The sequence below is a fragment of the Streptomyces sp. NBRC 109706 genome (genome assembly GCF_000974485.1).
Lineage (GTDB): Bacteria > Actinomycetota > Actinomycetes > Streptomycetales > Streptomycetaceae > Streptomyces.
Map to the genome: position 1 here is coordinate 142,973 of NZ_BBOM01000004.1, position 22,229 is coordinate 165,201.

At 71.2% G+C, this 22,229-nt stretch carries 23 protein-coding genes; 21 read left to right on the plus strand and 2 right to left on the minus strand.

Annotation, left to right across the window (positions count from 1 at the left end):
• The first annotated feature begins 43 nt into the window (after positions 1-43).
• From AOM46_RS00605 to AOM46_RS00685, 17 genes are all read left to right on the plus strand, one after another.
• Complete coding sequence (locus AOM46_RS00605) at positions 44-712, plus strand: hypothetical protein (RefSeq protein WP_062203965.1); 669 nt, start codon at positions 44-46, stop codon at positions 710-712.
• Positions 709-1,746, plus strand: a complete 1,038-nt coding sequence (locus AOM46_RS00610; protein WP_158920160.1) for a hypothetical protein — start codon at positions 709-711, stop codon at positions 1,744-1,746. Before AOM46_RS00605 ends, AOM46_RS00610 begins: the two co-directional genes overlap by 4 nt.
• 53 nt (positions 1,747-1,799) lie before the next feature.
• Positions 1,800-2,102, plus strand: coding sequence for a hypothetical protein (locus tag AOM46_RS00615; RefSeq protein ID WP_158920162.1), 303 nt, complete (start codon positions 1,800-1,802; stop codon positions 2,100-2,102).
• Between the two features lie 61 nt (positions 2,103-2,163).
• Complete coding sequence (locus AOM46_RS00620; RefSeq protein WP_199823900.1) at positions 2,164-2,808, plus strand: class I SAM-dependent methyltransferase; 645 nt, start codon at positions 2,164-2,166, stop codon at positions 2,806-2,808.
• Positions 2,809-2,859: 51 nt separating this feature from the next.
• Positions 2,860-3,525, plus strand: coding sequence for a hypothetical protein (locus AOM46_RS00625; RefSeq protein WP_062203977.1), 666 nt, complete (start codon positions 2,860-2,862; stop codon positions 3,523-3,525).
• Complete coding sequence (locus tag AOM46_RS00630; RefSeq protein ID WP_158920164.1) at positions 3,516-4,541, plus strand: hypothetical protein; 1,026 nt, start codon at positions 3,516-3,518, stop codon at positions 4,539-4,541. Before AOM46_RS00625 ends, AOM46_RS00630 begins: the two co-directional genes overlap by 10 nt.
• 164 nt (positions 4,542-4,705) lie before the next feature.
• A complete protein-coding gene (locus AOM46_RS00635; protein WP_062203983.1) occupies positions 4,706-5,422 on the plus strand; it encodes a hypothetical protein in 717 nt (238 codons plus the stop codon).
• Between the two features lie 58 nt (positions 5,423-5,480).
• Positions 5,481-6,503 (plus strand): hypothetical protein, encoded by a 1,023-nt coding sequence (locus AOM46_RS00640; RefSeq protein ID WP_062203986.1) that lies wholly within the window; start codon positions 5,481-5,483, stop codon positions 6,501-6,503.
• Entirely contained in the window at positions 6,500-7,819 is a 1,320-nt protein-coding gene (locus AOM46_RS00645; RefSeq protein ID WP_062203988.1) for a CpaF family protein, read from the plus strand. Before AOM46_RS00640 ends, AOM46_RS00645 begins: the two co-directional genes overlap by 4 nt.
• 10 nt (positions 7,820-7,829) lie before the next feature.
• Complete coding sequence (locus AOM46_RS00650; protein WP_234313630.1) at positions 7,830-8,765, plus strand: type II secretion system F family protein; 936 nt, start codon at positions 7,830-7,832, stop codon at positions 8,763-8,765.
• Complete coding sequence (locus AOM46_RS00655; RefSeq protein WP_062203991.1) at positions 8,762-9,730, plus strand: type II secretion system F family protein; 969 nt, start codon at positions 8,762-8,764, stop codon at positions 9,728-9,730. The genes AOM46_RS00650 and AOM46_RS00655 overlap by 4 nt, the downstream gene beginning before the upstream one ends.
• 31 nt (positions 9,731-9,761) lie before the next feature.
• Positions 9,762-9,995: a hypothetical protein gene (locus tag AOM46_RS00660; protein WP_062203993.1), complete on the plus strand. Its 234-nt coding sequence runs from the start codon at positions 9,762-9,764 to the stop codon at positions 9,993-9,995.
• A gap of 11 nt (positions 9,996-10,006) precedes the next feature.
• Positions 10,007-10,477, plus strand: coding sequence for a TadE family protein (locus AOM46_RS00665; protein ID WP_370592613.1), 471 nt, complete (start codon positions 10,007-10,009; stop codon positions 10,475-10,477).
• 88 nt (positions 10,478-10,565) lie between these two features.
• Complete coding sequence (locus tag AOM46_RS00670; RefSeq protein ID WP_234313575.1) at positions 10,566-10,949, plus strand: TadE/TadG family type IV pilus assembly protein; 384 nt, start codon at positions 10,566-10,568, stop codon at positions 10,947-10,949.
• Positions 10,946-11,398, plus strand: coding sequence for a pilus assembly protein TadG-related protein (locus tag AOM46_RS00675; protein WP_062204003.1), 453 nt, complete (start codon positions 10,946-10,948; stop codon positions 11,396-11,398). The genes AOM46_RS00670 and AOM46_RS00675 overlap by 4 nt, the downstream gene beginning before the upstream one ends.
• A 62-nt stretch (positions 11,399-11,460) precedes the next feature.
• Positions 11,461-14,433: a BTAD domain-containing putative transcriptional regulator gene (locus tag AOM46_RS00680; RefSeq protein ID WP_062204007.1), complete on the plus strand. Its 2,973-nt coding sequence runs from the start codon at positions 11,461-11,463 to the stop codon at positions 14,431-14,433.
• A 23-nt stretch (positions 14,434-14,456) separates the two neighbouring features.
• The gene (locus AOM46_RS00685) at positions 14,457-15,026 is read left to right on the plus strand and encodes an AAA family ATPase (protein ID WP_062204011.1); all 570 of its coding nucleotides are present in this window, start codon (positions 14,457-14,459) and stop codon (positions 15,024-15,026) included.
• 11 nt (positions 15,027-15,037) lie between these two features.
• Here AOM46_RS00685 and AOM46_RS00690 read toward each other — a convergent pair whose 3' ends face one another.
• The gene (locus AOM46_RS00690) at positions 15,038-15,613 is read right to left on the minus strand and encodes a TetR/AcrR family transcriptional regulator (RefSeq protein WP_062204014.1); all 576 of its coding nucleotides are present in this window, start codon (positions 15,611-15,613) and stop codon (positions 15,038-15,040) included.
• Between the two features lie 69 nt (positions 15,614-15,682).
• On the opposite strand from AOM46_RS00690, the gene AOM46_RS00695 reads away from it, so the two are divergent.
• The gene (locus AOM46_RS00695) at positions 15,683-16,258 is read left to right on the plus strand and encodes a dihydrofolate reductase family protein (protein WP_062204017.1); all 576 of its coding nucleotides are present in this window, start codon (positions 15,683-15,685) and stop codon (positions 16,256-16,258) included.
• A 60-nt stretch (positions 16,259-16,318) separates the two neighbouring features.
• Here the strand turns inward: AOM46_RS00695 and AOM46_RS00700 are convergent, their stop codons facing one another.
• Complete coding sequence (locus AOM46_RS00700; protein WP_062206186.1) at positions 16,319-18,049, minus strand: ABC transporter ATP-binding protein; 1,731 nt, start codon at positions 18,047-18,049, stop codon at positions 16,319-16,321.
• Positions 18,050-18,386: 337 nt separating this feature from the next.
• Between AOM46_RS00700 and AOM46_RS00705 the strand changes: the two genes are divergently transcribed.
• The 3 genes from AOM46_RS00705 (at position 18,387) to AOM46_RS00715 (ending at position 21,729) form a co-directional block, all read left to right on the plus strand.
• Positions 18,387-19,160 carry an SGNH/GDSL hydrolase family protein gene (locus AOM46_RS00705; RefSeq protein WP_062204020.1) on the plus strand — a complete coding sequence of 258 codons (774 nt, stop codon included), beginning with the start codon at positions 18,387-18,389 and terminating at the stop codon, positions 19,158-19,160.
• A gap of 130 nt (positions 19,161-19,290) precedes the next feature.
• Positions 19,291-20,262, plus strand: a complete 972-nt coding sequence (locus AOM46_RS00710) for an aldo/keto reductase (RefSeq protein WP_062204022.1) — start codon at positions 19,291-19,293, stop codon at positions 20,260-20,262.
• A gap of 198 nt (positions 20,263-20,460) precedes the next feature.
• Positions 20,461-21,729 carry an alginate lyase family protein gene (locus AOM46_RS00715; RefSeq protein ID WP_062204025.1) on the plus strand — a complete coding sequence of 423 codons (1,269 nt, stop codon included), beginning with the start codon at positions 20,461-20,463 and terminating at the stop codon, positions 21,727-21,729.
• Positions 21,730-22,229: the final 500 nt, after the last annotated feature.

Below are 22,229 nucleotides of genomic sequence, written 5' to 3' on the forward strand. Positions count from 1 at the left end.
GCCGGTCAGATGTTGTATCGCCTTCTGCGGATGCGGAGTTGCTGTGACCCGTCGAAACCGAACCACGTACACGGCCGCCCTGGCGGCCGGTGCTCTGCTGCTGACCTCCTGCGGCGGAGGCGGAGACGACACCGTCGACGACGAAATCGCCGGCGCCCAAACCACGGCCGAGAACACCCCGGAGCCGGAGCCTTCCGAGGACCCCACCCCCACCGAACCAGCCGACGACGACCGCCCGGAAATCGACCTGGGCCCGGACTTCGAGAACGTCTACGAAGACGACCTGACCGGCGACCCAGTGGCAGACGCAGCCCTCCGGGACCTGCGGGGTTTTGAGGACGCCGTAGCCGAAGTCATCGTGACAAACGATATTGGCCGCCCGGCACTTCGCTACTACGCGAGTGGCGAGGCTCTCGACACCGCGCTCCGCGTTCTTGACGGAATTATCGAGGACGGTCTTTCTTCCGCCGGGACCGTACGCTATTTCAACCGGAGCGTGACGATTCTGGAGGGTGAAGAAGCCGCCACCTTCACCCAGTGCCGTGACTCAAGCGGAGTGGACGGAATCAACTTCGTGACAGGGGAGATCCTTGACGAACGCGACCCCAGCTCAAAGCCGGACCTTTATGCTGGCCGTCTGGAGCTGAATTCGGAAGGCGTCTGGCAGACCGTGGGATTTGAGCAAGAGCCGGACTCCCCCCTGTGCGCATGAGCATGGCTTCCCGTTGCCGGCTCGCGGTCCTGGTCGCGGTTCTCGCTGTCCTCCTGCTTCCGCAGGCTGCCTCAGGGGACGACTACTGGGGAGAACGAGTCACGGAAGACTCAGACGAGTCTGCCGGCTCCGGGGGGCAGGACCTGGGGGCGGGGGTAGCGCGTATCGAGTTCTCGTCCGATTCACAGAGTGAGGACACCGGTTCCACGAGCACTTCGAGCGGGGCATGGTCGCCGCCGGCCTGTTACTACGCGCCGACTCGATCGCCCGAGCAGATGCAGGCGTTCGTGGCCGACTACTCGGAGCGCTTCTACAGGGCGCCTTTCCCGGACGAGGACAAGCAGGGCGTGCGGGACTTCATCGACTCCACCTATGGCGAGGATGGCGAGTTCCCCGACTACCATCTCGACCGCCAGGGTGAGGGCATGTTCTGGCAGGTGGTCAGGAACGAGGACCATCCCGATCGCAACGCCCGGTGGGAGTGTGAACCCCGTACGTTCTGGGTGGATTTCGGGGATGCTCCGCCTGCTGATATTCCGGAGGTGGTGGATATCGCGATGCTTGCGGAGTTGGCGTATGAGCGTATTCGTGTGCCGGATACGGTGGTTGAGTTGAATCCGGTGGGTGTGCAGACGGTGAATTTGCCGATGTGGGTGTGGTTGCCGGTGGGGGAGTTTGGGCCGGTGTCGGTGACGGCTTCCTTGGAGGGGTATGGGTTGTCGGCGACGACGACCGCCACCCCCGTTGGGCTGGCCGTGGAGCCGGGGACGGAGGATGCGGTGTCGCATCCGGGGTCGGGGGAGTGTCCGGTGGATGCGCCGGCGTATCACGGGGGGTTGGTGGGGCAGGAGCCGGTGTGTGGGGTGACGTATCTGCGGTCGACGGAGGAGGGGGGCGTGTACTCGCTGTCGGCGTCGTTGCGTTGGGAGATCACGTGGGAGGGCTCGGACGGCAGCGGCGGCACGTTGCCGGACGGTGTGTTCGAGACGACCTACGACCTGACCGTCGACGAGGTCCAGACAGTCGTCCGCTGACTGGTGGACCAAATCGATCCCGCACCCTCGCCAGGCGCGGCGCCAGATTCTCCATGTCGAACGTCTTCAATCAGTTGTTGGCTGGGAAACCCTCTATGCGCAAGCGGACCTTCGGCGATCGCGAGATCGCCATCGTCGATGTCGACGACGCTTCTTCCGGCGAGCACATCATCGAGTTCCACGACCCCGCGATCGGCTCCGCCGGCGCGCATCTGGCGGTGGTGATCCCGGAAGGCGGCGACTGGGGGGACGCGCTGGTGAGCGTCAGCCCGCGCGTGAACGAGATCTCCGCCGCCTTCGTCACCTGGTCACTTGAGACCGCGCGCGCCATGGCCTTCCCTCCCGCCACCCCCTGACCGCTGCATGGCGAACGGAGGTCCGCTGTGTCGATTTGTCCCGGTGGGATGTCAACCAGTCATGTGCAGTAGCGACGGCATCGGCCTGGCTGCGGCGACCGGAGGCCGGGCCGACCACGTTATGACGGAACGCGCCTTACCACCCCGGGTGTTGACCGCTCTGCGGACCGCCTCGGCATGGGGCTTCCCCGACAGCTGCACTCCCGCGGTCGGTCGCCTCCTTCGCCTTCTCGCCGCCTCCAAGCCGGGCGGCATCATCGCCGAGAGCGGTACCGGCGCGGGTGTCGGCACCGCCTGGCTCCACGCCGGCCTGAGCGCCGACGCCCGTCTGATCACGGTCGAACGCGACGCGCGGCTGGCCCGCCGAGCGGCCGGCCTCTTCGCCGACGACCCCCGCGTCACCGTGCTCACCGGAGACTGGACCCGGCTCGAACAACACGCCCCGTTCGACGTCTTCTTCTGCGACGGCGGCGGCAAACGCGACGCCCCCGACCGCGTCGTGGACCTCCTCGCCCCCGGCGGGCTCCTCCTCCTCGACGACTTCACCCCCTCCCCTCACTGGCCACCCCACTTCGCCGGCGGGGTCGACGAGTTACGTCTCCACTACCTGACCCACCCCGCCCTGACCACGACGGAAGTCCTCACCACCCCGACCACGTCGGCCATCGTCGGGGTGCGGAGTCGGTCGACTGCGGGCGGTGACTAAGCTGGTGGTCAGTCAGGTGTATGAACCGTCTTCTGGTGATGCGGAGTTGCTGTGACTCGTCGGAACCGAATCGCTTACGCGGCCGCTCTGGCGGCCGGTGCTCTGCTGCTGACCTCCTGCGGTGGAGGCGGAGACGACACCGTCGACGACGAAATCGCCGGCGCCCAAACCACGGCCGAGGACACCCCGGAGCCGGAACCCTCCGAGGACCCCGCCCCCACCGAACCAGCCGACGACGACCGCCCGGAAATCGACCTGGGCCCGGACCTGGAGAACGTCTACGAGAGCGAGGTTTCCGGGGGCCCGGAGGTGGATGCGATTGTTGAGTCCCTTCAGGGGTTCAACGACGCGGTGGACGAGGCCATCGTCAGCCGCGAGAACGACCGGCCAGCGCTGCGCTATTACATCGCCGGGGAGGCACTGGACAGAACGGTCCGGATCCTTGACAGCATGTATGAGGATGGCCATACCTCTGCCGGGAAGGCTCACTATGTCATTCGCGAGGTCAATCTTGTGGACGAAACGTCGGCAACCTTCAGTTACTGCCGGGACTACTCGGAGACGGTGACGCTCGATGTCAACACGGGAGAGATCGTCGAACCGGCTGAGCCTGGAGCTGTGCCCGATCTCTTCTTCGGCCGCGTAAAGCTGAACACGGACGGTGTATGGCAGGCGGTCGACTATGACCTTGAGCCCAATGCGGCCGAGTGCGCATGATGCGTGCCCTTTTATGGCGGCGTGTCGGGCTGTCCGCTTTTCTCTGCCTGGTGCTGACGGCGGGCTCGGACGGACGACGGGGATTGGAAGTCGAGATCCATTCCGAACGCCATGACCGTACCCTCGGGGCCAGTGTGGCGGCATCCGGGATCACCTACAGCTCGTCGGAGGGCGGCACCGGAGTAGGTTCTGTCGACAGTACGACATCCTGGTCTCCGCCCGCCTGTTACTACGCACCGACCCACACTCCCGAGGAATACCGCGCGTTCTGGGCCGAGTTGTCGAGCGAGTTCTATGGGGCAGGCCATCTCCCCGAGGACAAGGAGGCGTTACGGCAGTCCCTCAGTGACCTCTACGGGCCCGATGGCGAATATCCCGACTACAACGTCGACCGGCAGGGTGAGGGGATGTTCTGGCAGGCAGTGCGAAATGAGGAACATCCGGACCGCACTGCGCAGTTCGCGTGTGAACCCCGTACGTTCTGGGTGGATTTCGGGGATGCTCCGCCGGCTGATGTTCCGCAGGTGGTGGATATCGCGATGCTTGCGGAGTTGGCGTATGAGCGTATTCGTGTGCCGGATACGGTGGTTGAGTTGAATCCGGTGGGTGTGCAGACGGTGAATTTGCCGATGTGGGTGTGGTTGCCGGTGGGGGAGTTTGGGCCGGTGTCGGTGACGGCTTCGTTGGAGGGGTATGGGTTGTCGGCGACGACGACTGCGGCGCCGGTTGGGTTGAGGGTGGTGCCGGGGACGGGGGATGCGGTGGTGTATCCGGGGTCGGGGGAGTGTCCGGTGGATGCGCCGGCGTATCACGGGGGGTTGGTGGGGCAGGAGCCGGTGTGTGGGGTGACGTATCTGCGGTCGACGGGGGAGGGGGGCGTGTACTCGCTGTCGGCGTCGTTGCGTTGGGAGATCACGTGGGAGGGCTCGGACGGCAGCGGCGGCACGTTGCCGGACGGTGTGTTCGAGACGACCTACGACCTGACCGTCGACGAGGTCCAGACAGTCGTCCGGTAGGGGGCACCAGCCGTGAGAGAGGTGTGACCTGGCGGCCGTTGATGGCGTGATGAGCGGACTGATAGCGTGCGAATCACCGGATAGGGTAATGAGACCGTTCTTTTGCGTGAACGTACGCGACGTGCTTGTAGGTGTCTCCTCCACGTGGGAACCGGGGTTGGCGGATGAGAACTGAGGACCGGGTGTCCACGGCTGCCAAGAAGTCGATCGCCGTTGGCCCAGGGGTCGGGGACCGGTTGCCGGCTCCCCCGAGGGAGCGGAAGCCCGCGCTGGCGGCGTTGGCCGCTCTTCTGGTGCTGGTGGGTGCCCTGGGTGCCACGGTGTTGGTGATGCGCGCCGGGGACCGGATGGAGGCGATTCAGGTCACCGAGCGGGTCCCGATGGGGCAGCGCATTCCGGAGTCGGCCATGAAGATGGTGCTGGTCGCCGACGACGACGCCGTGGACTATGTGCCCTGGGAACAGCGGGGCAGCCTCGCGGAGCAGTACCGTCCGGTGACGGATCTGATGGCCGGCACGGTGCTGGTGGGCCAGATGCTCACGGGTGAGTCGACGCTCGCCGAGGGCGAGGTCATGGTCGGTGTCTCGCTCCAACCGGGGCAGTATCCCTCGGGGCTTGAGCCCGGCGACACGGTCGCCGCCTACTTCGTCGGGGACGCGGCGCCGCCCGTCGACGCCGAGGAAGGGGCCGAGCCGTCCGGTGGCGAGACGCTGTTGACGGACCGGGCCAGGGTCGCCGCGATCCATGGCGAGCAGGGGGTCACCGGCACCGGCACGCTGCCCGTGACGCTGCGCGTCGAGCAGTCCGTGGTGGCCGATCTGACCCGCGCGGCGGCGTCCGGCGACGTCTCGTTGGTGATCGTCGCCGCCCCCGGCGAGTGAGCGCCGGGATGACGCGGCGAACGGCTCGGGCCGGGGCCGGTGGAGGGGACGGGAACGGATGGCGCTGATCGCAGTGGCCGCGGACAAGGGCGCGCCTGGCGTCACCACCACGGCGGTCGCGTTGGCCGCGCTGTGGCCACGGCGCGCGCTGCTGGCGGAGATCGATCCGGCCGGCGGTGATCTGGTCTACCGCTCGGTGACGGCGAACGGCCGTCCGCCCGACCCGAGTACGGGAATTCTGTCGCTGGCCGCGACCGCCCGCCGGGGCATCGCCGCCGAGCAGTTGTGGGATCACGCGCAGCGGCTCTCCGGCGGTCTCGATGTGCTGGTCGGCCTGGCCAACTCGGATCAGGCGGCGGGGCTCACCGGCCAGTGGGCCGCGCTGGGCCGCGCGTTCGCCGAGTTGGCGCAGTCGCCGCACCAGGAGGTGGCCGCGGATGTGCTGGCCGACTGCGGCCGGTTGGACGCCGGTTCGCCGGTGCACGCCGTGTTGCCGCATGCCGCGCTGCTGTTGTTGGTGACGCGGGCCGCGCCGGAGCAGATCGCGCATGTGCGGGACCGGGCCGCCGCGTTGCACAACAAGCTGCACGGGCAGCAGCGCGGGTCGGCCCAGTTGGGGCAGCCGCAGATCGGGGTGGTGCTGGTGGCCGATCCGCAGCGCGGTGAGCGGGTCGCCACCCAGGTGAACGAGATGCTGATCGCCTCGGGCACCGGTTCGCGGGTGGTCGGCCTGGTGGCCGAGGACCCGGTGGGCGCCGAGCAGTTGGCGGGGCGGCGGCGCGGCCGTCTTGACCGTTCGCTGTTGGTGCGTTCGGTGCGCCGGGTGGTGGCCGATCTGCATCAGGTGTACCGCTCGGAGTTGGCGCCCTCGGGCAGCGCCCCGACCGGCCCGCAGCAGGTGCCGCCGCCGGTGCACGCGCCGCCGGGGGCGCCGGCCGGCCCGCCGCCGGGCTATGGCCCGCCGCCCGGGTACGGGCCGCCGCCGGGTTACGCGCCGCCGCCCGGCTACGACCAGCCGCCGGCGCCCGCGCCCGGGGCCCGTCCGTGGGAGCCGGGACTGTCGAGGGGGGCGTCGGGATGATCGAGCCGGAGCGCGGCAGCGAGGTCAACCACCAGTTGGTGAAGCGGTTCCGGCAGGAGGCCGGGGACCGCATCGCCGAGCAGCGGCGGATCGACCAGGCCAGCGGCGTGCGCCCGATGACGTCGGAGGACGAACGGCACTACGCGCGGGCGGTGATCGCGCAGGTGCTGGAGGAGTACGCGCGGTCCGAGATCGCCGAGGGCCGGGCGCCGTTGGACGCGGTGGCGGAGGAGGGCTATGCCTCCGCCGTGCACGCGGCGCTCTTCGGCGTGGGGCGGCTGCAGCCGCTGCTGGACGATCCCGATGTGGAGAACATCGACGTCAACGGTTGCGACCAGGTGTTCATCGGCTATGCGGACGGCCGCGAGGTGCGCGGCGATCCGGTCGCGGAGAGCGACGAGGAGCTGATCGAGCTGATCCAGATCCTCGGCGCCTACTCGGGGCTCTCGTCGCGCCCGTTCGACTCCGCCAACCCGCAGCTGGACCTGCGGCTCCCCGACGGTTCGCGGCTGTCGGCCGTGATGGACGTGACCAGGCGGCCCGCGCTCTCCATCCGGCGGGCCCGGCTGGGCAAGGTGTTCCTGGCGGATCTGGTCGGGAACGGCACGCTGACGCAGGAGTTGGGGCAGTTTCTGACGGCGGCGGTGCGGGCCAGGAAGAACATCATGATCGCCGGCTCCACCAACGCGGGGAAGACCACCCTGCTGCGGGCGCTGGCCAACGAGATCCCGCAGGACGAGCGGCTGATCACGGTGGAGCGGGCCCTGGAGCTGGGCCTTGACCAGTTCGCCGAACTGCATCCGAACGTGGTGGCGTTCGAGGAGCGGCTGCCCAACTCGGAGGGGCAGGGCGCGATCACCATGGCCGAGCTGGTGCGCCGCTCGCTGCGGATGAACCCGTCCCGGGTGATCGTCGGCGAGGTGCTGGGCGACGAGATCGTCACCATGTTGAACGCGATGAGCCAGGGCAACGACGGTTCGCTGTCCACGATCCACGCGAACAGCTCGCAGGAGGTGTTCAACCGGATCTCCACCTACGCGTTGCAGGCGGCGGAGCGGCTGCCGATCGAGGCCAGTCAGATGCTGATCGCCGGCGCGGTGAACTTCGTGGTGTTCATCGAGCGGCGGAACACCTACGCCCAGGGCGGCACGCTGCGGCGGTTCGTCAGTTCGGTCCGCGAGGTGAACGGGGTGGATGGCCGGGTGCTGTCCAGCGAGGTGTTCGCCGAGGGCGCGGACGGCGTGATCAGGCCGCATGCCGCGCTGTCGAACGCCGAGGAGCTGGCTGCGTACGGCTACCGGGGCGGATGGGGGTGAGAGCGTGACGATATCCGGCGGGTTGTTCTCGCTGACCACGCTGCTGGCCCTGGCCTGCGGCGTCGCGGTGGGCGGGGGGCTCGGGCTGCTGGTGGTGGCGCTGCGCGGGCGGCCGCCCCGGACGCCGGAGGAGGTCGCGGCGCGCCAGCGGCGGTTGTCCGAGCTGGCGACGTTCTTCGGCCGGCGCGGGACGCTGGCCCTCGGCATCGCGCTGGTGGTGCTGCTGCTGACCCGCTGGCCGATCGCCGCGCTGGCCACGGCGCTGTTGGCGTTCAGCTGGAACCAGCTGTTCGGCGGCGCGGCCGAGGAGCGGGCGGCGATGCGCCGGGTGGAGGCGCTGGCCAGTTGGACGGAGTCGCTGCGCGACACCATCGCCGGCGCCGTCGGTCTTGAGCAGGCCATCCCCTCGTCGGCGCGGGCCGCCGCGCCGGCGCTGCGCGGCCCGTTGAACAACCTGGTGGACCGGTTGCGGGCGCGGACGCCGCTGCCGGACGCGCTCCAGGAGTTCGCCGACGAGCTGGACGACTCATCGGCCGATGTGATCATCGCGTCGCTGATTCTGAACGCGCGGCTGCGCGGCCCCGGGCTGCGGGAGGTGTTGGGCGCGCTGGCCAGGTCGGCGCGTGAGGAGGTGGACATGCGGCAGCGGGTGATGGCGCAGCGCGCGTCCACCCGGCGCAGCGTGCAGATCGTGGTCGGGGTGAGCGTGGCGTTCCCGCTGGGGCTTGCCGTTTTCAACCCGAGCTTTGTCGAGCCGTTCGGTGATCCGCTGGGGCAGGCCGTGTTGGCCGTGGTCTGCGGTCTGTTCGGCCTCGGCTTCTGGTGGATGCGGCGGCTGTCCACGATCGAGACGCCGGAGCGGTTTCTGGCCCGGGCCGAGCCGGCCTCGGCGCTGCGTCCGCGCGAGCCGGCGGCCGGCCGGCGGGACGGGGGAGCGGCCCGATGAACTCGACGGTGACCTGGGCGGTGGTGGTGGGCGCGGTCTTCGGGCTCGGCGTCTACGCGCTGGTCAGGGCGTTCGTCCCGGCCAGGCGCGGCCCGGTGTCGACGGTGGCGCGGATCGACGAGCTGCGGGCGCGCGGCGGGATCGGCGGCTATCCGCCGCCCTCGGTGTCGACGGCCGGCGGCTCGTCGGCCGGCGCGGACCAGGGTTCGGCGCGCGGCCGGTTCACCGAGCTGCAGGCCGGGATCGGCGACCGGCTCGCCGAGCTGTACCGGCAACGGGGCTGGGAGCAGCGGTCGTTGCGGGCCGATCTGGCGCTGCTGGACCGCACCTGGGAGGGCTTTCTGGCGAACAAGGTGGTGCTGGCCGCGCTGGGTCTCTTCTTCGGCCCGTTCGTCTTCTCCATGGGCATGGTGCTGGGCTTCGGCAGCAGCCCGTTCATCCCGGTGTGGCTGGCGCTGGCGTTCGCGGCCGGTTTCTTCTTCCTGCCGGATCTGGAGGTGCGGCGGGACGCCAAGGCGAAGCGGCGGGACTTCCGTCGGGTGGTGGCCGCCTATCTGGATCTGGTGGCGATGAGCCTGGCCGGCGGCCGTGGCCTCCCCGAGGCGCTGAAGGCGGCGGCCGAGGTCAGCGACGGTTGGGCGCTGCGGCGCATCCAGTCGGCGTTGGCCGACGCGCGGATCACCGGGCTCACCCAGTGGCAGGCGCTGGGGCGGCTGGGCGACGAGCTGGGTATCGAGGAACTGAAGGATCTGTCCACGTCGTTGGCGCTGGTCGCGGACGACGGCGCGAAGGTGCGGGCGTCGTTGTCAGCGCGGGCTGAGACGATGCGGCACCGGGAACTCGCCGATATCGAGGGGAGCGCGGGGGAGAAGTCCCAGTCGATGTTGATCGCCCAGCTGGTGCTCTGTATGGGTTTTCTGATCTTTCTGATTTTCCCGGCCGGGATGCGCGTCTTCCAGGCGTGACGGTCGGGCGACGAAGCGTGGAGGTAGAGCCATGGTGCGCCATCCGGCGACCGACTTTCTGTTGACCTTTCTCCGGACCAGGCTGGCGCGTGCCAGGTCGGGCGAGTTGGACCGAGGGGCCTCGGCCATCGAGTGGGTGATCATCGCGGCCGTGGTGGTCGGGATCGTCGCCGGCGTGGCGGCCGTGATCATGAACGCGCTGGACGATCGCGCCGAGAGCGTGGGCGACTGCATCGAGGGCGCCCAGAACTACGCCAACTGCTGACCGTGCGGGCGTTGGGGTCGCTGGGGTCGTTCCTCCGCCGCCGGCTGGGCCAGGGGGCCGACCGGGGCGGCTCCGTGCTGCGCGCCGGCGGGGACCGGGGCACGTCGGCGATCGAGTTCGTGGTCCTCACGCCGGTGATGTTCTTCATGATCTTCGGCGCGGTGCAGTTCGCGCTGTACTCGTTCGCCGAGCATGTGGCCAAGGCCGCCGCCCAGGCCGGCGCGCGCACGGCGCGGGCGGAGGCGGAGGCCGACCCCTCGGGCTGGGCCGACTCGGCGGAGGCCAAGGCGTACGACTACATACGGCAGTTGGGCCCCGGGCTCTTCGAGTCGCCGCCGGATGTGGAGGCCAGCCAGCCTGCCGAGTTCACCGTCAGGGTCGAGGTCAGCGGGCGGGTGCCGTCCATCGTGCCGGGGATGAACCTGACGGTGACGGCCGCCTCGGAGGGTCCTGTCGAGCGCTTTGTCCCGGACGAGGGCTGAGCGCGCCATGGTCGGTGTGCCGCGCCGGACGGGCGCCCGTTCGCCGAACGGGAACAGGAACGGGAACGGGAACGGGCGGGATCGGGGCATGTCCTCGCTTGAAGTGGTCCTGCTCGCCCCGCTGATGATCGCGTTCATTCTGGTGCTGGTCGCTTTCGGTCAGCTGGTGTCGGGGCGCAATGCCGTCAACGGCGCCGCGCGGGATGCCGCCAGGGCCGGCTCGTTGGAGCGGTCCACCACGGCGGCGATGGGCGCCGCCACCCGGGTCGCCGAGGGGCAGTTGGACGACATCTGTGTCAGCGGCTCCGTCACGGTGCGCCGCACCACCGACGGCGGCCATGAGCCGGGCACGCTCTTCGGCGTCGAGGTCAGCTGCCGGGTGCGGGGCCTGGACATGCTCGGCGTCGGCGTGACGTCCACCATCTCCGGCCTCTCCAGCTCGCCCATCGACCCCTACCGGAGGTCCGGATGAGCGGCGCCACCCGACGTGAACGTGAACATGAACGTGAACGCGAGCGCGGCTCCGGCGCGCTGGTGGTGATCTTCTCCGCCCTGGTGGTGCTGGCGCTGGCCGCCTTCGTGGTGGACGGCGGCCTCTCCATCGCGCAGCGCGAACGGGCCGCCGACATCGCCGAACAGGCCGCCCGTTACGCCGCGCAGGACCTGGACGAGGCGGCGCTGCGGGACGGGGTCTCGCCGGCGCCGATCAACTTCGGCAACTGCGCCAACCGGATCGCCGAGTACGCCGTCTCGGTCGGCATGGAGCCGGCCGACATCGCCGCCTCGGAGTGCACGGAGACCGGGGTCAACCAGGTCACCGTGCGAATCAGACTCACCTACCGGCCGGTGTTCATCGGCTTTGTCTACGACCAACCGCTGACCGTCTGGGGCGAGGCCACGGCCGAGGCCCAGGTCGGCTGACGTCGACCAACCGGCGCCCCTCACCAACCGAGTTCGCCATCCGACCCACGGGAGCATCCGCCATGGCCCGCACTCCACCGCCCGTCCCGGGGAACCGGACGCCCGTCCCGGTCCGGGGGCGGCGCGGTCCGCGCGATGTGCTGCTCGCCTGTGTCGCCATCGTGGCGCTGCTCGCCCTGGTGGCGGGTGTGCCGTTGGCGCTGGCAAGCCTGGTCGGCTGGCCGCTGCCGCGCACCGCGCCCAGCTGGGACATGCTGACCGAGGAGATCTCCGCCGACACCTTTGTCGCGGTGCTCGCGGTGCTGGTCTGGGTGGCCTGGGCGCAGTTCACCGCCTGTGTGCTGGTCGAGGTGCGGGCGGCGGTCTCCGGGGTCGGCCTGCCCCGCCGGGTGCCGGGCGCGGGGCCCAGCCAGCTGCTGGCCCGCCAACTCGTCGGCGCTGTGCTGCTGTTGACCTCGGCGGCGGCCTCGCTGACGCCCGGGCTCAGCCAGTTGGGGCAGCCGACGGACTCGCCGGGCCAGGGCCGGGTGGTGGCGGAGGCCGCGCTGGTGCCGGGCGGCGGTCAGACGGTGGTGCTCTCCGCCGGCATCGCCGACACCCCCAAGGTGAACGAGGCGCCCGCGCCCGCCGAGGACGCGCGCACCGTCGAGGCGGCCGAATCGGAGGCGGACCAGGCGCTCTACTACCGCATCCAGCCGCCCGAGGGCCGCCACCACGACACCCTCTGGGGCGTCGCCGAACGCCATCTGGGTGACGGCCTGCGCTACAAGGAGATCTTCCAGCTCAACAAGGACCGTCTCCAGCCGGACGGCTCCCGGCTGACCGAGGCCAGCCTGATCAGGCCCGGCTGGATCCTCCAGATGCCGGCCGACGCCCAGGGCGGCGAGCTGGTCGAACTCCCCGACGAGGCCGAGGAGTTGACCTCCGAGGAGGTCGCCGAGTTCGAGCGGTACGAACGAACGGGCGCGCCGCCGGCCGCCGATGCCCTCGTCGACGCCGAGGAGCCGGCCGAACGGGTCGGCCCCGAGGACCGGCAGGCCGGCGCCGGCGGCAAGGGCACCGAACAGCCGACGACGCCCGGCGAGCAGCCGGCGCCGCCACCCCCGGCCGAGGCCGAACCGGCCGCCCCCGGCGGCGAGGAGCCCGGACTGCCCGACGCGCTGGTGGCCGCCCCGCTGCTGGCCGCCGGGCTGCTGGTGGCGCTGGGCCGGGGGCGCCGCATGGCGCTCTGGCAGAGCGCCGCGGGCGTGCTCGGCCGGGGCGTCGGCGACGGCCTCGCCCCGCCGACCCCGCGCGCCACCGACGCCAGGGACGCCCTGCTGGTCGGCGCGGCGCCCGATCAGGTCGCGTTCCTGGACCGGGCGTTGCGGCTGCTGTCGGCGGCGCTCGCCGAGGAGGGCCGGGTGCTGCCCGCCGTCTACGCGGCCTGGCTCGGCTCCCAGGAGCTGCATCTCCAGCTGTCGGGCCCGGTCGGCCGCCCGCCCGCGCCCTGGAGCCAGGGTCAGGACCGCACGTACTGGACGCTGGAGCGCGGCCAACTGCCCGAACGGCCCGACGGTGCCGAGCCGGAGGCGGAGGCCCCCTACCCGGGGCTGGTCAGCCTCGGGATGCGGGAGGAGCTGCGGCTGCTGCTCAACCTGGAGGCGGTGCCCGGCATCGTCGCCGTCCAGGGCGCGCCGGGCGACCGGGAGGCGGTGCTCGCCTCCATCGCCGCCGAGCTGGCCACCAGCGGCTGGTCGGACCGGATGACCGTCACCCTGGTCGGCTTCGGCGCCGAGCTGGCGGCCCTTGCCCCCACCCGGGTGCGGCATCTCGACGATATCGCCGGCCTGTTGGAGGTGATGGAGACGGAGACCGGGCTGCGGCGCGGCGCGCTGCGGCACGCAGGCCACGAGTCGCTGCTCAGCGGGCGCACAGGGCCCGCTCGTCAGCAACAGTGGGCGCCGCACCTGGTGTTGGTCGGCGCGCCGCCGAGCCAGGACCAGGCGGAGCGGCTTGCGGGGCTCGCCTCGATCTCGGCGCCGCTGGGCATCGGCTATCTGCTGGCCACCGAGCACGCGGAACTGCCGGGCGTCGCCTGGGAGTTCGCGATCAGCCCGGACGGCCTGCTGACCGAGCCCGAGATGGGGCTCACGCTCCGCGCCCAGCTGCTGCCCGCCGCCCAACGGGCCGCCGTGGTCGAGCTGTTCAGCGATCTCACCACGGCGCCGGCCGAGCCGGTCGCCGGCCATACCGTCGATCTGACCCGGGGCCGCCCCGGCGTCTATGTGTCGCTGCTCGGCGGCCTCGAAGTCACCGGCCTCGACGAGCCGGACGCCGAGCGCGCCGACCGTCTCCGGGAGGCGCTGGCGCTGCTGTCGCTGCACCGGGAGGGCGTGCACCGCCGGGTGCTGGGTTCCGCGCTGTGGCCGCGCGGCGTCACCGACGATCTGCGCGACGCGTTGATCGACCGGCTCGCCGCCTGGCTGGGCGCCGACCGGAGCGGCACCCCGCGCCTTTCGGCCGGCGGGGACGGGCGGCTGACGCTCTCCGCCGATGTGCTCTCCGACTGGGATGTGCTGCGCACCCTGCACCACCAGGTGCTGGTCAGCGAGGACCCCACCCAGACGGGCGGTCCGGCGGACCGGATGCGCAAGCTGCGTGACGCGCTGTCCCTGGCCGGTGGCCCGTTGCTCGCCGGGCGGCGGGAGGGCGGCGGCTTCGGCTGGCTCGAACACGAGATCGTCGACGCCCAGTACCCGCTGCTGGTCGCGGAGATCGCCCTCACCCTGGCCGCCGAGCACCGCGCCGCCGACGAGGGCGAGGCCGCCTATGCCGCCGTCCGCTCCGCGCTGGCCGCCGCGCCGACCGACGAACGGCTCTGGAACGAGCTGCTGCGCGCGGCCCATGCCACCGGCCGTCCCGACTGGCTGACGGGCGCCGTCCGCTGGCTGACCGCCCACCATGCCCAACTCTTCGGCCCCGCGACCCCGTTGCCCGCCGGGACGGAGGCCCTGCTGGACGAGCTGCTGCCGAATTGGCGTGCCACGGCCTGATGCCGTCCGGCAGGATGCGGCGCATGGGTGAGAACGAGCGCGGCGTCCCCGCGTTGCACGGCGCGGTGGTGGTGATCGCCGGGGTGATGGCCGCCGGGAAGTCGACGGTGGCGCAGGCGTTGGCGGAGCGGCTGCCGGCGGCGGCGCATGTGCGGGGGGACACCTTCCGTCGCATGATCGTCTCCGGCCGGGTGGACCCGGACCCCACGGCGGGGCCCGAGGCCGTCGCCCAACTCCGCCTGCGCCACCGGCTGTCGGCCGCCGTCGCCGACGGCTACGCCGAGGCGGGGCTGACCGCCGTGCTGCAGGACGTGGTGCTCGGCGACGAACTGCCGTATCTGGTCGGCCTGGTGCGTACCCGGCCGCTGTATGTGGTGGTGCTGGCGCCGTCCCCCGACGCGGTCGCCGACCGGGAGGCGGCCCGCGCCAAGACGGCCTATGCCGAGGCCGGCGGTTGGACGGTGGCCGCGCTGGACGGCTGGCTGCGGGAGCGCACGCCGAGGATCGGCCTGTGGCTGGACACCTCGGCCCTGGACCCGGCCGGCACGGTGGACGCCGTCCTGGCGGGCCTTGCCACCGCACGGGTGGCCTGAACGCCTCGGCGTCACTCCCCGACGATGCGCCGCACCGCCTCCGAGACGAGGTGTCGCCGTTCCTCCTCGTCGAACACCTCGGGCAGCGTGAGCTGTTCGACGATCAGCCAGTTGAGGGCGAGGATCAGCAGCTTCACCGAGGTGGCGTCCCCGGGGAGCCCCGACTGCTCGTGGTGGGCGACGTTATAGGCGATGTCGGCGCGCACCCGTTCGGTGAGCACCGCACGCAGTTCGGGGCGCCTGGTGCTCTCCAGGCGGAGTTCCAGCAGCGCCAGATAGCCGCTGCGGAACGAGGTGAGCCGGCCGATCAGGTCCGTCATCAGCCCGTGGAACTTCTCGCTGCTCGGCGCGATCGGCTCCTGTGCCGCGACGGTGGCCTCGTCCGGGACCAGCCGTTCGTAGACCCGGCTGCCGGACTGGGTGAGCAACTGGTCCCGGTTGGCGAAGTAGTTGGAGGCGGTGCCGGCCGGTACGCCCGCCTCCTTGTCCACCGCGCGGAAGGTCAGCCCGCGCGCGCCCTCCTGGGCCAGCACCTCGATCGCGGCGTCCAGCAGTTCGGATCGACGCTGGTCGTTTCTGCGCACCATTGACACCACTCCATTCGTAGTACTATCTTCAAAGCACTTCAAGCAGAGTACTACGAGCAGGGGTCATCCATGCGAAAGCTTGTCTACTACATCGCGGTCACCATCGACGGCCGCATCGCCGGCCCCGCCGACGAGTTCGACTTCTTCCCGCAGGGCGAGGGGGAGCAGCTGGCGGCGTACCAGGGATGGATGGTGGAGCGGCTGCCGGACACCATTCCGTCCTTCGGCCGGGAGGCCCTTGGCCTGGCCGGGACGCCCAACCGGCGTTTCGACACGGTGCTGATGGGCGGCGCCACCTACCGCGTCGGCGGCGCCAACCCCTATGCCCACCTGCGGCAGTATGTGGTCTCCCGCACCATGACGCCCGACCAGGACCCGGCGGTGACCGTGGTCGAGGACGATCCGCTGGGCCTGGTCAGGGACCTCAAGCGGGAGGAGGGGCAGGACATCTGGCTCTGCGGCGGCGGTCGGCTCGCCGGCGAGCTGCTGCCCGAGATCGACGAACTGATCATCAAGAGCTACCCGGTGGTCGCCGGCGACGGCATCCCCGCCTTCGACGGGAAGTTCGGGCCCACCCTCTTCACCGTCACCGAGCGGAGGTCCTTCGACAACGGGGTGGTCGTCAGCTGGATGGCTCGGCGGTGACCCCGACCGCCGGCCGAGGGCCGCACCCCCCACCCCGACGAGGAGCGCCGACCGCGCCCGTTACCTCGCCGCCTCGGCCGCGTCGTGCTCGGTGAGGAACTGCGTCGCGGCCAGCTCGGCGTAGAGGGGGTTGGCCGCCACCAGCTCGGTGTGGGTGCCGACGGCGCGGACGCGGCCGGCCTCCATCACCACGATCCGGTCGGCCGAGGTCACCGTGGAGAGGCGGTGCGCCACCACCAGCACGGTGGTGCGGCGGGCGATATCGGCGACGGTGTCGCGCAGCGCCGCCTCGTTCACCGCGTCCAGCTGCGAGGTGGCCTCGTCCAACAGCAGCAGGCGCGGGCGGCGCAGCAACGCGCGGGCGATGGCGACGCGTTGACGTTCGCCGCCGGAGAGCTTGGTGCCACGGTGACCGACCACCGTGTCCAGGCCCTCCGGCAGCCGCTCGACCAGGTTCCGCAGCCTGGTGGTGCGCAGCGTCTCGTCCAGCCCGGCCGGCGAGACCTCGGGCGCGCCGAAGAGGAGGTTGTCGCGGAGGGTGCCGGAGAGCACCGGCGCGTCCTGCTCCACATAGCCGATGGCGGCGCGGAGTTCGGCGAGGTCCCACTCCAGGATGTCCCGCCCGTCGACCATGATCCGGCCGCCGTCGCTGACGTCGTAGAACCGCTCGATCAGTGAGAAGACCGTGGTCTTGCCGGCGCCCGAAGGGCCGACGAAGGCCGTCATCCCGCGCGCCGGGACCTCGAAGTCGACGCCGTGGTGCACCAGCGGCAGCTCGGGCGCGTAGCGGAAGCGGACCCCCTCGAAGGCCAGCGCGGCCGGCTCGTCGGACGGGGACCGCGCCGGCTCGTCGGACAACGCCTCCGGCTCGGCCGGCATCCGCCAGACCTCCCGCATCCGGCTGATCGCGGCCGACCCCACCTGGTACTGGGTGACCGCCTGCACCACGTTCTGCAGCGGCGCCATCAGATAGAACACATAGAGCAGAAAGGCCACCAGGGTGCCGATCTCGATGGCGCCCGTTGCCACCCGCGCGCCCCCGACGGCCAGCACGGTGATAAACGCGCCCTGCATGGCCAGGCCCACGACATTGCCGGCGACAGCCGACCATTTGGCGGACTCGACGCTGGCCTCCCAGGAGCGCTCGGCCGCCGCGTGCACCGTGCGTTCCTCGCGCCGTTCGGCGCCGGCGGCCTTCACGGTGCGCAGCGCGCCGAGCACCCGCTCCAGGCTGGCGCCCATGTCGCCGACCGACTTCTGGGCGCGTTTGCTGGCCCGGTGGATCAGCGGCGAGATCACCCCGATCACCACGGCGGCGACCGCGATCACCCCCACCGTCACCCCGAGCAGCACCAGGTCGACGACGCCCATCAGCACCAGCGTGGCCACCAGCGTCAGCCCGCCGGTGCCGAGGCCGATCAGCGACTGGGTGGTCATCGCCCGCAGCAGGGTGGTGTCCGAGGTGGCGCGGGAGAGCAGATCGCCCGGCTCGCTGGCGTCCACCGCCGAGACCCGCAGCCGCAGCAGATAGGAGGTCAACGAGCGGCGGGCGGTGAGCACCACGGACTCGGCGGTGCGGTGCAGCACATAGGAGCCGAGCGCGCCGACCGCCGCGTTGCCGATCACCAGCAGCGTCAGCCAGAGCAGGGCGCCCGAGATGGCCCTGTCCGCCGTGAGGTTCTCGATCAGGCCACGGGCGACCAGCGGGAGCGCAAGACCGGTGGCGCTGGTCACCAGGGAGAGCAGCGCCCCGGCGAGCAGCGTCCAGCGGTGCGGCCGGACATACCCCATCAGCACCCGCCAGGCCGGCGGCTCGTCCTCGCGCCGTGTCTCGGTCCCCTTGTCAGTCACCGCACACCCCGTCTGCCTCCGACCTGCCTGCGAACCACACGCGTCTCCACCGGGAGGAACGCCCGACACGGGGCAAAGGTTGCCAGCGCGCCGCCGCACCGCGTCGGGCGGTACCGGGAACGGCGTCAACGGGCGTCGGGTTTCGGGGAGTTCGTCCCGTTGAGGGAAGGTCGGGGGCGGCGGAGAATGGACGGGCCACCGGAGGGGGCTGTGTGCGGTTCCACGGGATGGGCCGCGCGTCCGGAGGTTACTCCGCCCTACCCTGGAGCAGCCCCTCATGGATGGATCTGTCCGTTTTCCCCTGCCCGCCCGCCGGGCCCTGACCCTCTCCGGACTGCTGGCCCTGGTCTGTGCCGTGTTGCTCGGCCTGACCGCGCCCACGGTCCGCGCGGCCGAGCCGACCGCCGAGCCCGCCGCCGAACCGGTGCGGATCATGGCGCTCGGTGACTCCATCACCGGATCGCCCGGCTGTTGGCGCGCCCTGCTCTGGCAGGACATGCAGGCCGCCGGCTACACCGATGTCGACTTCGTCGGCTCCCGCACCCCCGACGGCTGCGGCTTCCCCTACGACGGCGAACACGAGGGCCACGGCGGCATCCTGGCCACCGGCATCGTCCGGGACAATCTGCTGCCCGGCTGGCTGGCGACCAGCGACCCGGACGTGGTGATGATGACGCTGGGCACCAACGACGTGTGGAGCGGCCTGTCCACCGAGACCCTGCTGGACGCCTACACCACCCTGGTCGGCCAGATGCGGGACGCCAACCCGGACGTCCGGGTGCTGGTCGCGCAGATCCTGCCGATGGACCCGCAGGGCTGCTCCGACTGCGGTGCCCGGGTGGTGGAGCTGAACGCCGCCATCCCGGGCTGGGCGGCCGGCCTCGACAGCGCCGAGTCGCCGATCACCGTCGTCGACCTGTGGACCGGCTTCGACACCGGGACCGACACCTATGACGGGGTGCACCCGGGCGACTCCGGCATCCGCAAGATGGCCGACACCTGGTTCCCCGCGCTGACCGGGGTGCTCGACGAGCTGGCCCAACTCCACTGAGCCGAGGGCCCGTTCGGTCCGGTGCCGACGCACGGGACCGAACGGGCCGCTCCCGCGTCCATCCGCGTGTCACACCGGCTGGCTACCATCGCGGCGTTCCGGGGGGTTCGCCTGACAGCTGGAGGTACGAGTGAGGTACACACGACTGGGAGCGACCGGGCTTGAGGTCTCGGCGATCTGTCTGGGGTGCATGAGCTTCGGCGTGCCCGAACGCGGCGCGCACCCCTGGTCGTTGGACGAGGAACGGAGCCGGCCGCTGATCCGGCAGGCCCTTGAGGCCGGGATCACGTTCTTCGACACGGCCAATGTGTACAGCGACGGCACCAGCGAGGAGATCACCGGGCGGGCGCTGGCGGACTTCGCGCGCCGGGAGGATGTGGTGATCGCGACCAAGGTGCACGGCCGGATGCGGCCCGGGCCCAACGGCGGCGGTCTGTCGCGCAAGGCGATCCTCAGCGAGATCGACAACAGCCTGCGCCGGCTCGGCACCGACTATGTGGACCTCTACCAGATCCACCGCCTCGATCCCCATACGCCGATCGAGGAGACCCTGGAGGCGCTGCACGATGTGGTGAAGGCGGGCAAGGCGCGCTATATCGGCGCCTCGTCCATGCACGCCTGGCAGTTCGCCAAGGCGCTGTTCGTCGCCGAGCGCAACGGCTGGACGCGCTTTGTCTCGATGCAGAACCACTACAACCTGATCTACCGCGAGGAGGAGCGGGAGATGCTGCCGCTCTGCGCCGACCAGGGCGTCGGGGTGATCCCGTGGAGCCCGCTGGCGCGGGGGCGGCTGACCAGGGACTGGGACGAGTCGACGGCGCGTTCGGCCACCGACGAGTTCGGCGCCACGCTCTACCGGCCCGAGGACCGGGTGGTGGTGGAGCGGGTGGCGGCCGTCGCCGCCGAACGCGGGGTGGCGCCGGCCCGGATCGCGCTGGCCTGGCTGCTGGCCGATCCCCGGGTGACCGCGCCCATCGTGGGCGCGACGGCGGCCCGGCATATCGAGGACGCGGTCGGCGCGGTGGAGCTGACCCTCACCGAGGAGGAGATCGAGCGGCTGAACGAGCCCTATGTGCCGCATGCGGTGGCCGGCTTCAGATAGCCCAACGGGCGGGCGGACGGGGCCGGTTCCGGAACCTGGGGGAGTCTCTTGACACCCCAATGGTCCAGACCTAACTTCAGCAGCCAGCCCAATGTTCAAATGGACGCTCATCGTTCACCCATATGAACGTCGAGTGTGAACGTCGAGGGCTGTCGAACGCCGCGTATCCGGTCCGTTGTTGCCTGAGAGAGGCCCCCCATGTTCAACAGACCCGCGTCCTCCGCCCCGTCAACCGTCCACAGAAGATGGCTACTCGGCGTGTTCGCCCTGGTGTCCGCGTTGCTGGTGGGCCTGCTCCAGGTCTCCACCGGCAACGCGGCCGAGGCCGACCGCGCCGAGGCCGGCTCGACGGCCACGGCCGACGATGTGCACCAGTTCGCGCCCGCCAGCTTCACCCACCCCGGGGTGCTGGTCAGCCGGCCCCAACTGGACTTCGTCCGCGCCCGGGTCCAGGCGGGCGAACAGCCCTGGGCCAACGCGTTCAACCAGATGATGGCCTCCCCGTTCGCCGACCAGTCGCGCACCCCCAGGCCGCGCGCCATCGTCGAGTGCGGCTCGTACTCCAACCCCAACCACGGGTGCACCGACGAGCGTGAGGACGCCATCGCGGCGTACACCAACGCGCTGGCCTGGTACATCACCCAGGACGCCCAGTACGCGCGCAAGGCGATCCAGCTGATGGACGCCTGGTCCGGGGTCATCCAGGACCACACCAACAGCAACGCCCCGCTGCAGACCGGCTGGGCCGGCGCCTCCTGGGCGCGCGCCGCCGAACTCATCAAGCACACCTACGGCGACTGGCCGGGCGCCGGCGCCTTCGGCAACATGCTGCGGAACGTCTATCTGCCGAAGATCATCGGCGGCTCCAACAGCAACGGCAACTGGGAGCTGACCATGATGGAGGCGGCCGTCGGCATCGCCGTCTTCCTCGACGACCCGGGCGCCTACGACCAGGCCATGGGCCGCTTCATGAACCGCGTGCCGGCCTTCATCTATCTGGAGTCCGACGGCGACCTGCCGCGCACCGTGCCCGGCAGCGGGCTGAACACCCCGCAGCAGATCATCAACTACTGGCACGGCCAGAACACCTTCGTCAACGGGGTGACCCAGGAGACCTGCCGCGACTTCACCCACACCGGCTACGGTCTGGCGTCCATCGCCCATGTCGCCGAGACCAGCCGCATCCAGGGCCAGGACCTCTACACCGGCCATATCGGTGAGCGGCTGCGCCACGGCCTGGGGCTGCAGGCCACCTACGAGCGGCAGCAGCCGCCCGGCTGGCTCTGCGGCGGCAGCGTCCAGCGCGGCCTCGGCCCGGTGACCGAGGTCGGCTTCAACGCGATGGGCAACCGCCTCGGCCACGCCATGACCAACACCCAGGCGTACACCGAGAGCACCCGCCCCCAGGGCAGCAACTGGCTCTTCGTCGCCTGGGGCACGCTGACCCACGCCAACCAGCCCAACTGACGTCCTCCCCGTACCGCCGCGCGCCCCCGCGCCCGCCGCCCGCCGATCACATCGGCGGCGGCGGGCGCGGGGGCGCCGGCTGTGGTTCGGGGCGCGGCCCGGGACGGTCCGGCCCGGGCGGCGCCGGCGGCTCGGGATCGGGCGGCGGCACGGGCACCGGGCCCGGCTGCGGCCCCGGCCTCGGCCCGCCTGGCCCCGGCGGATGCGGCGGCGGCGTGGGCTTGGGCGGAATCGGATCCGGCTCGGTCCCCGGCCTGGGCGTACTCATATGCGAACGCTCCCCTCGACGGCGTGCACGACCCGGCCTCGGCGGCGCCCGGCCGCCCCGGCCGTCAAATCCCCCGAGTGCCCCGTACATCGAGGGGCAAACGGGACACCCCCGTTTGACGGGAGAGGCGGCCGGTCACCCAGGTGCCGGAGGGACACGCGCGGGCCGCGACACGCGACCCGGCGGCGCTGCACCCGGTTGCGCCGCTCGGCCCGCGATGATCGAAACCGTG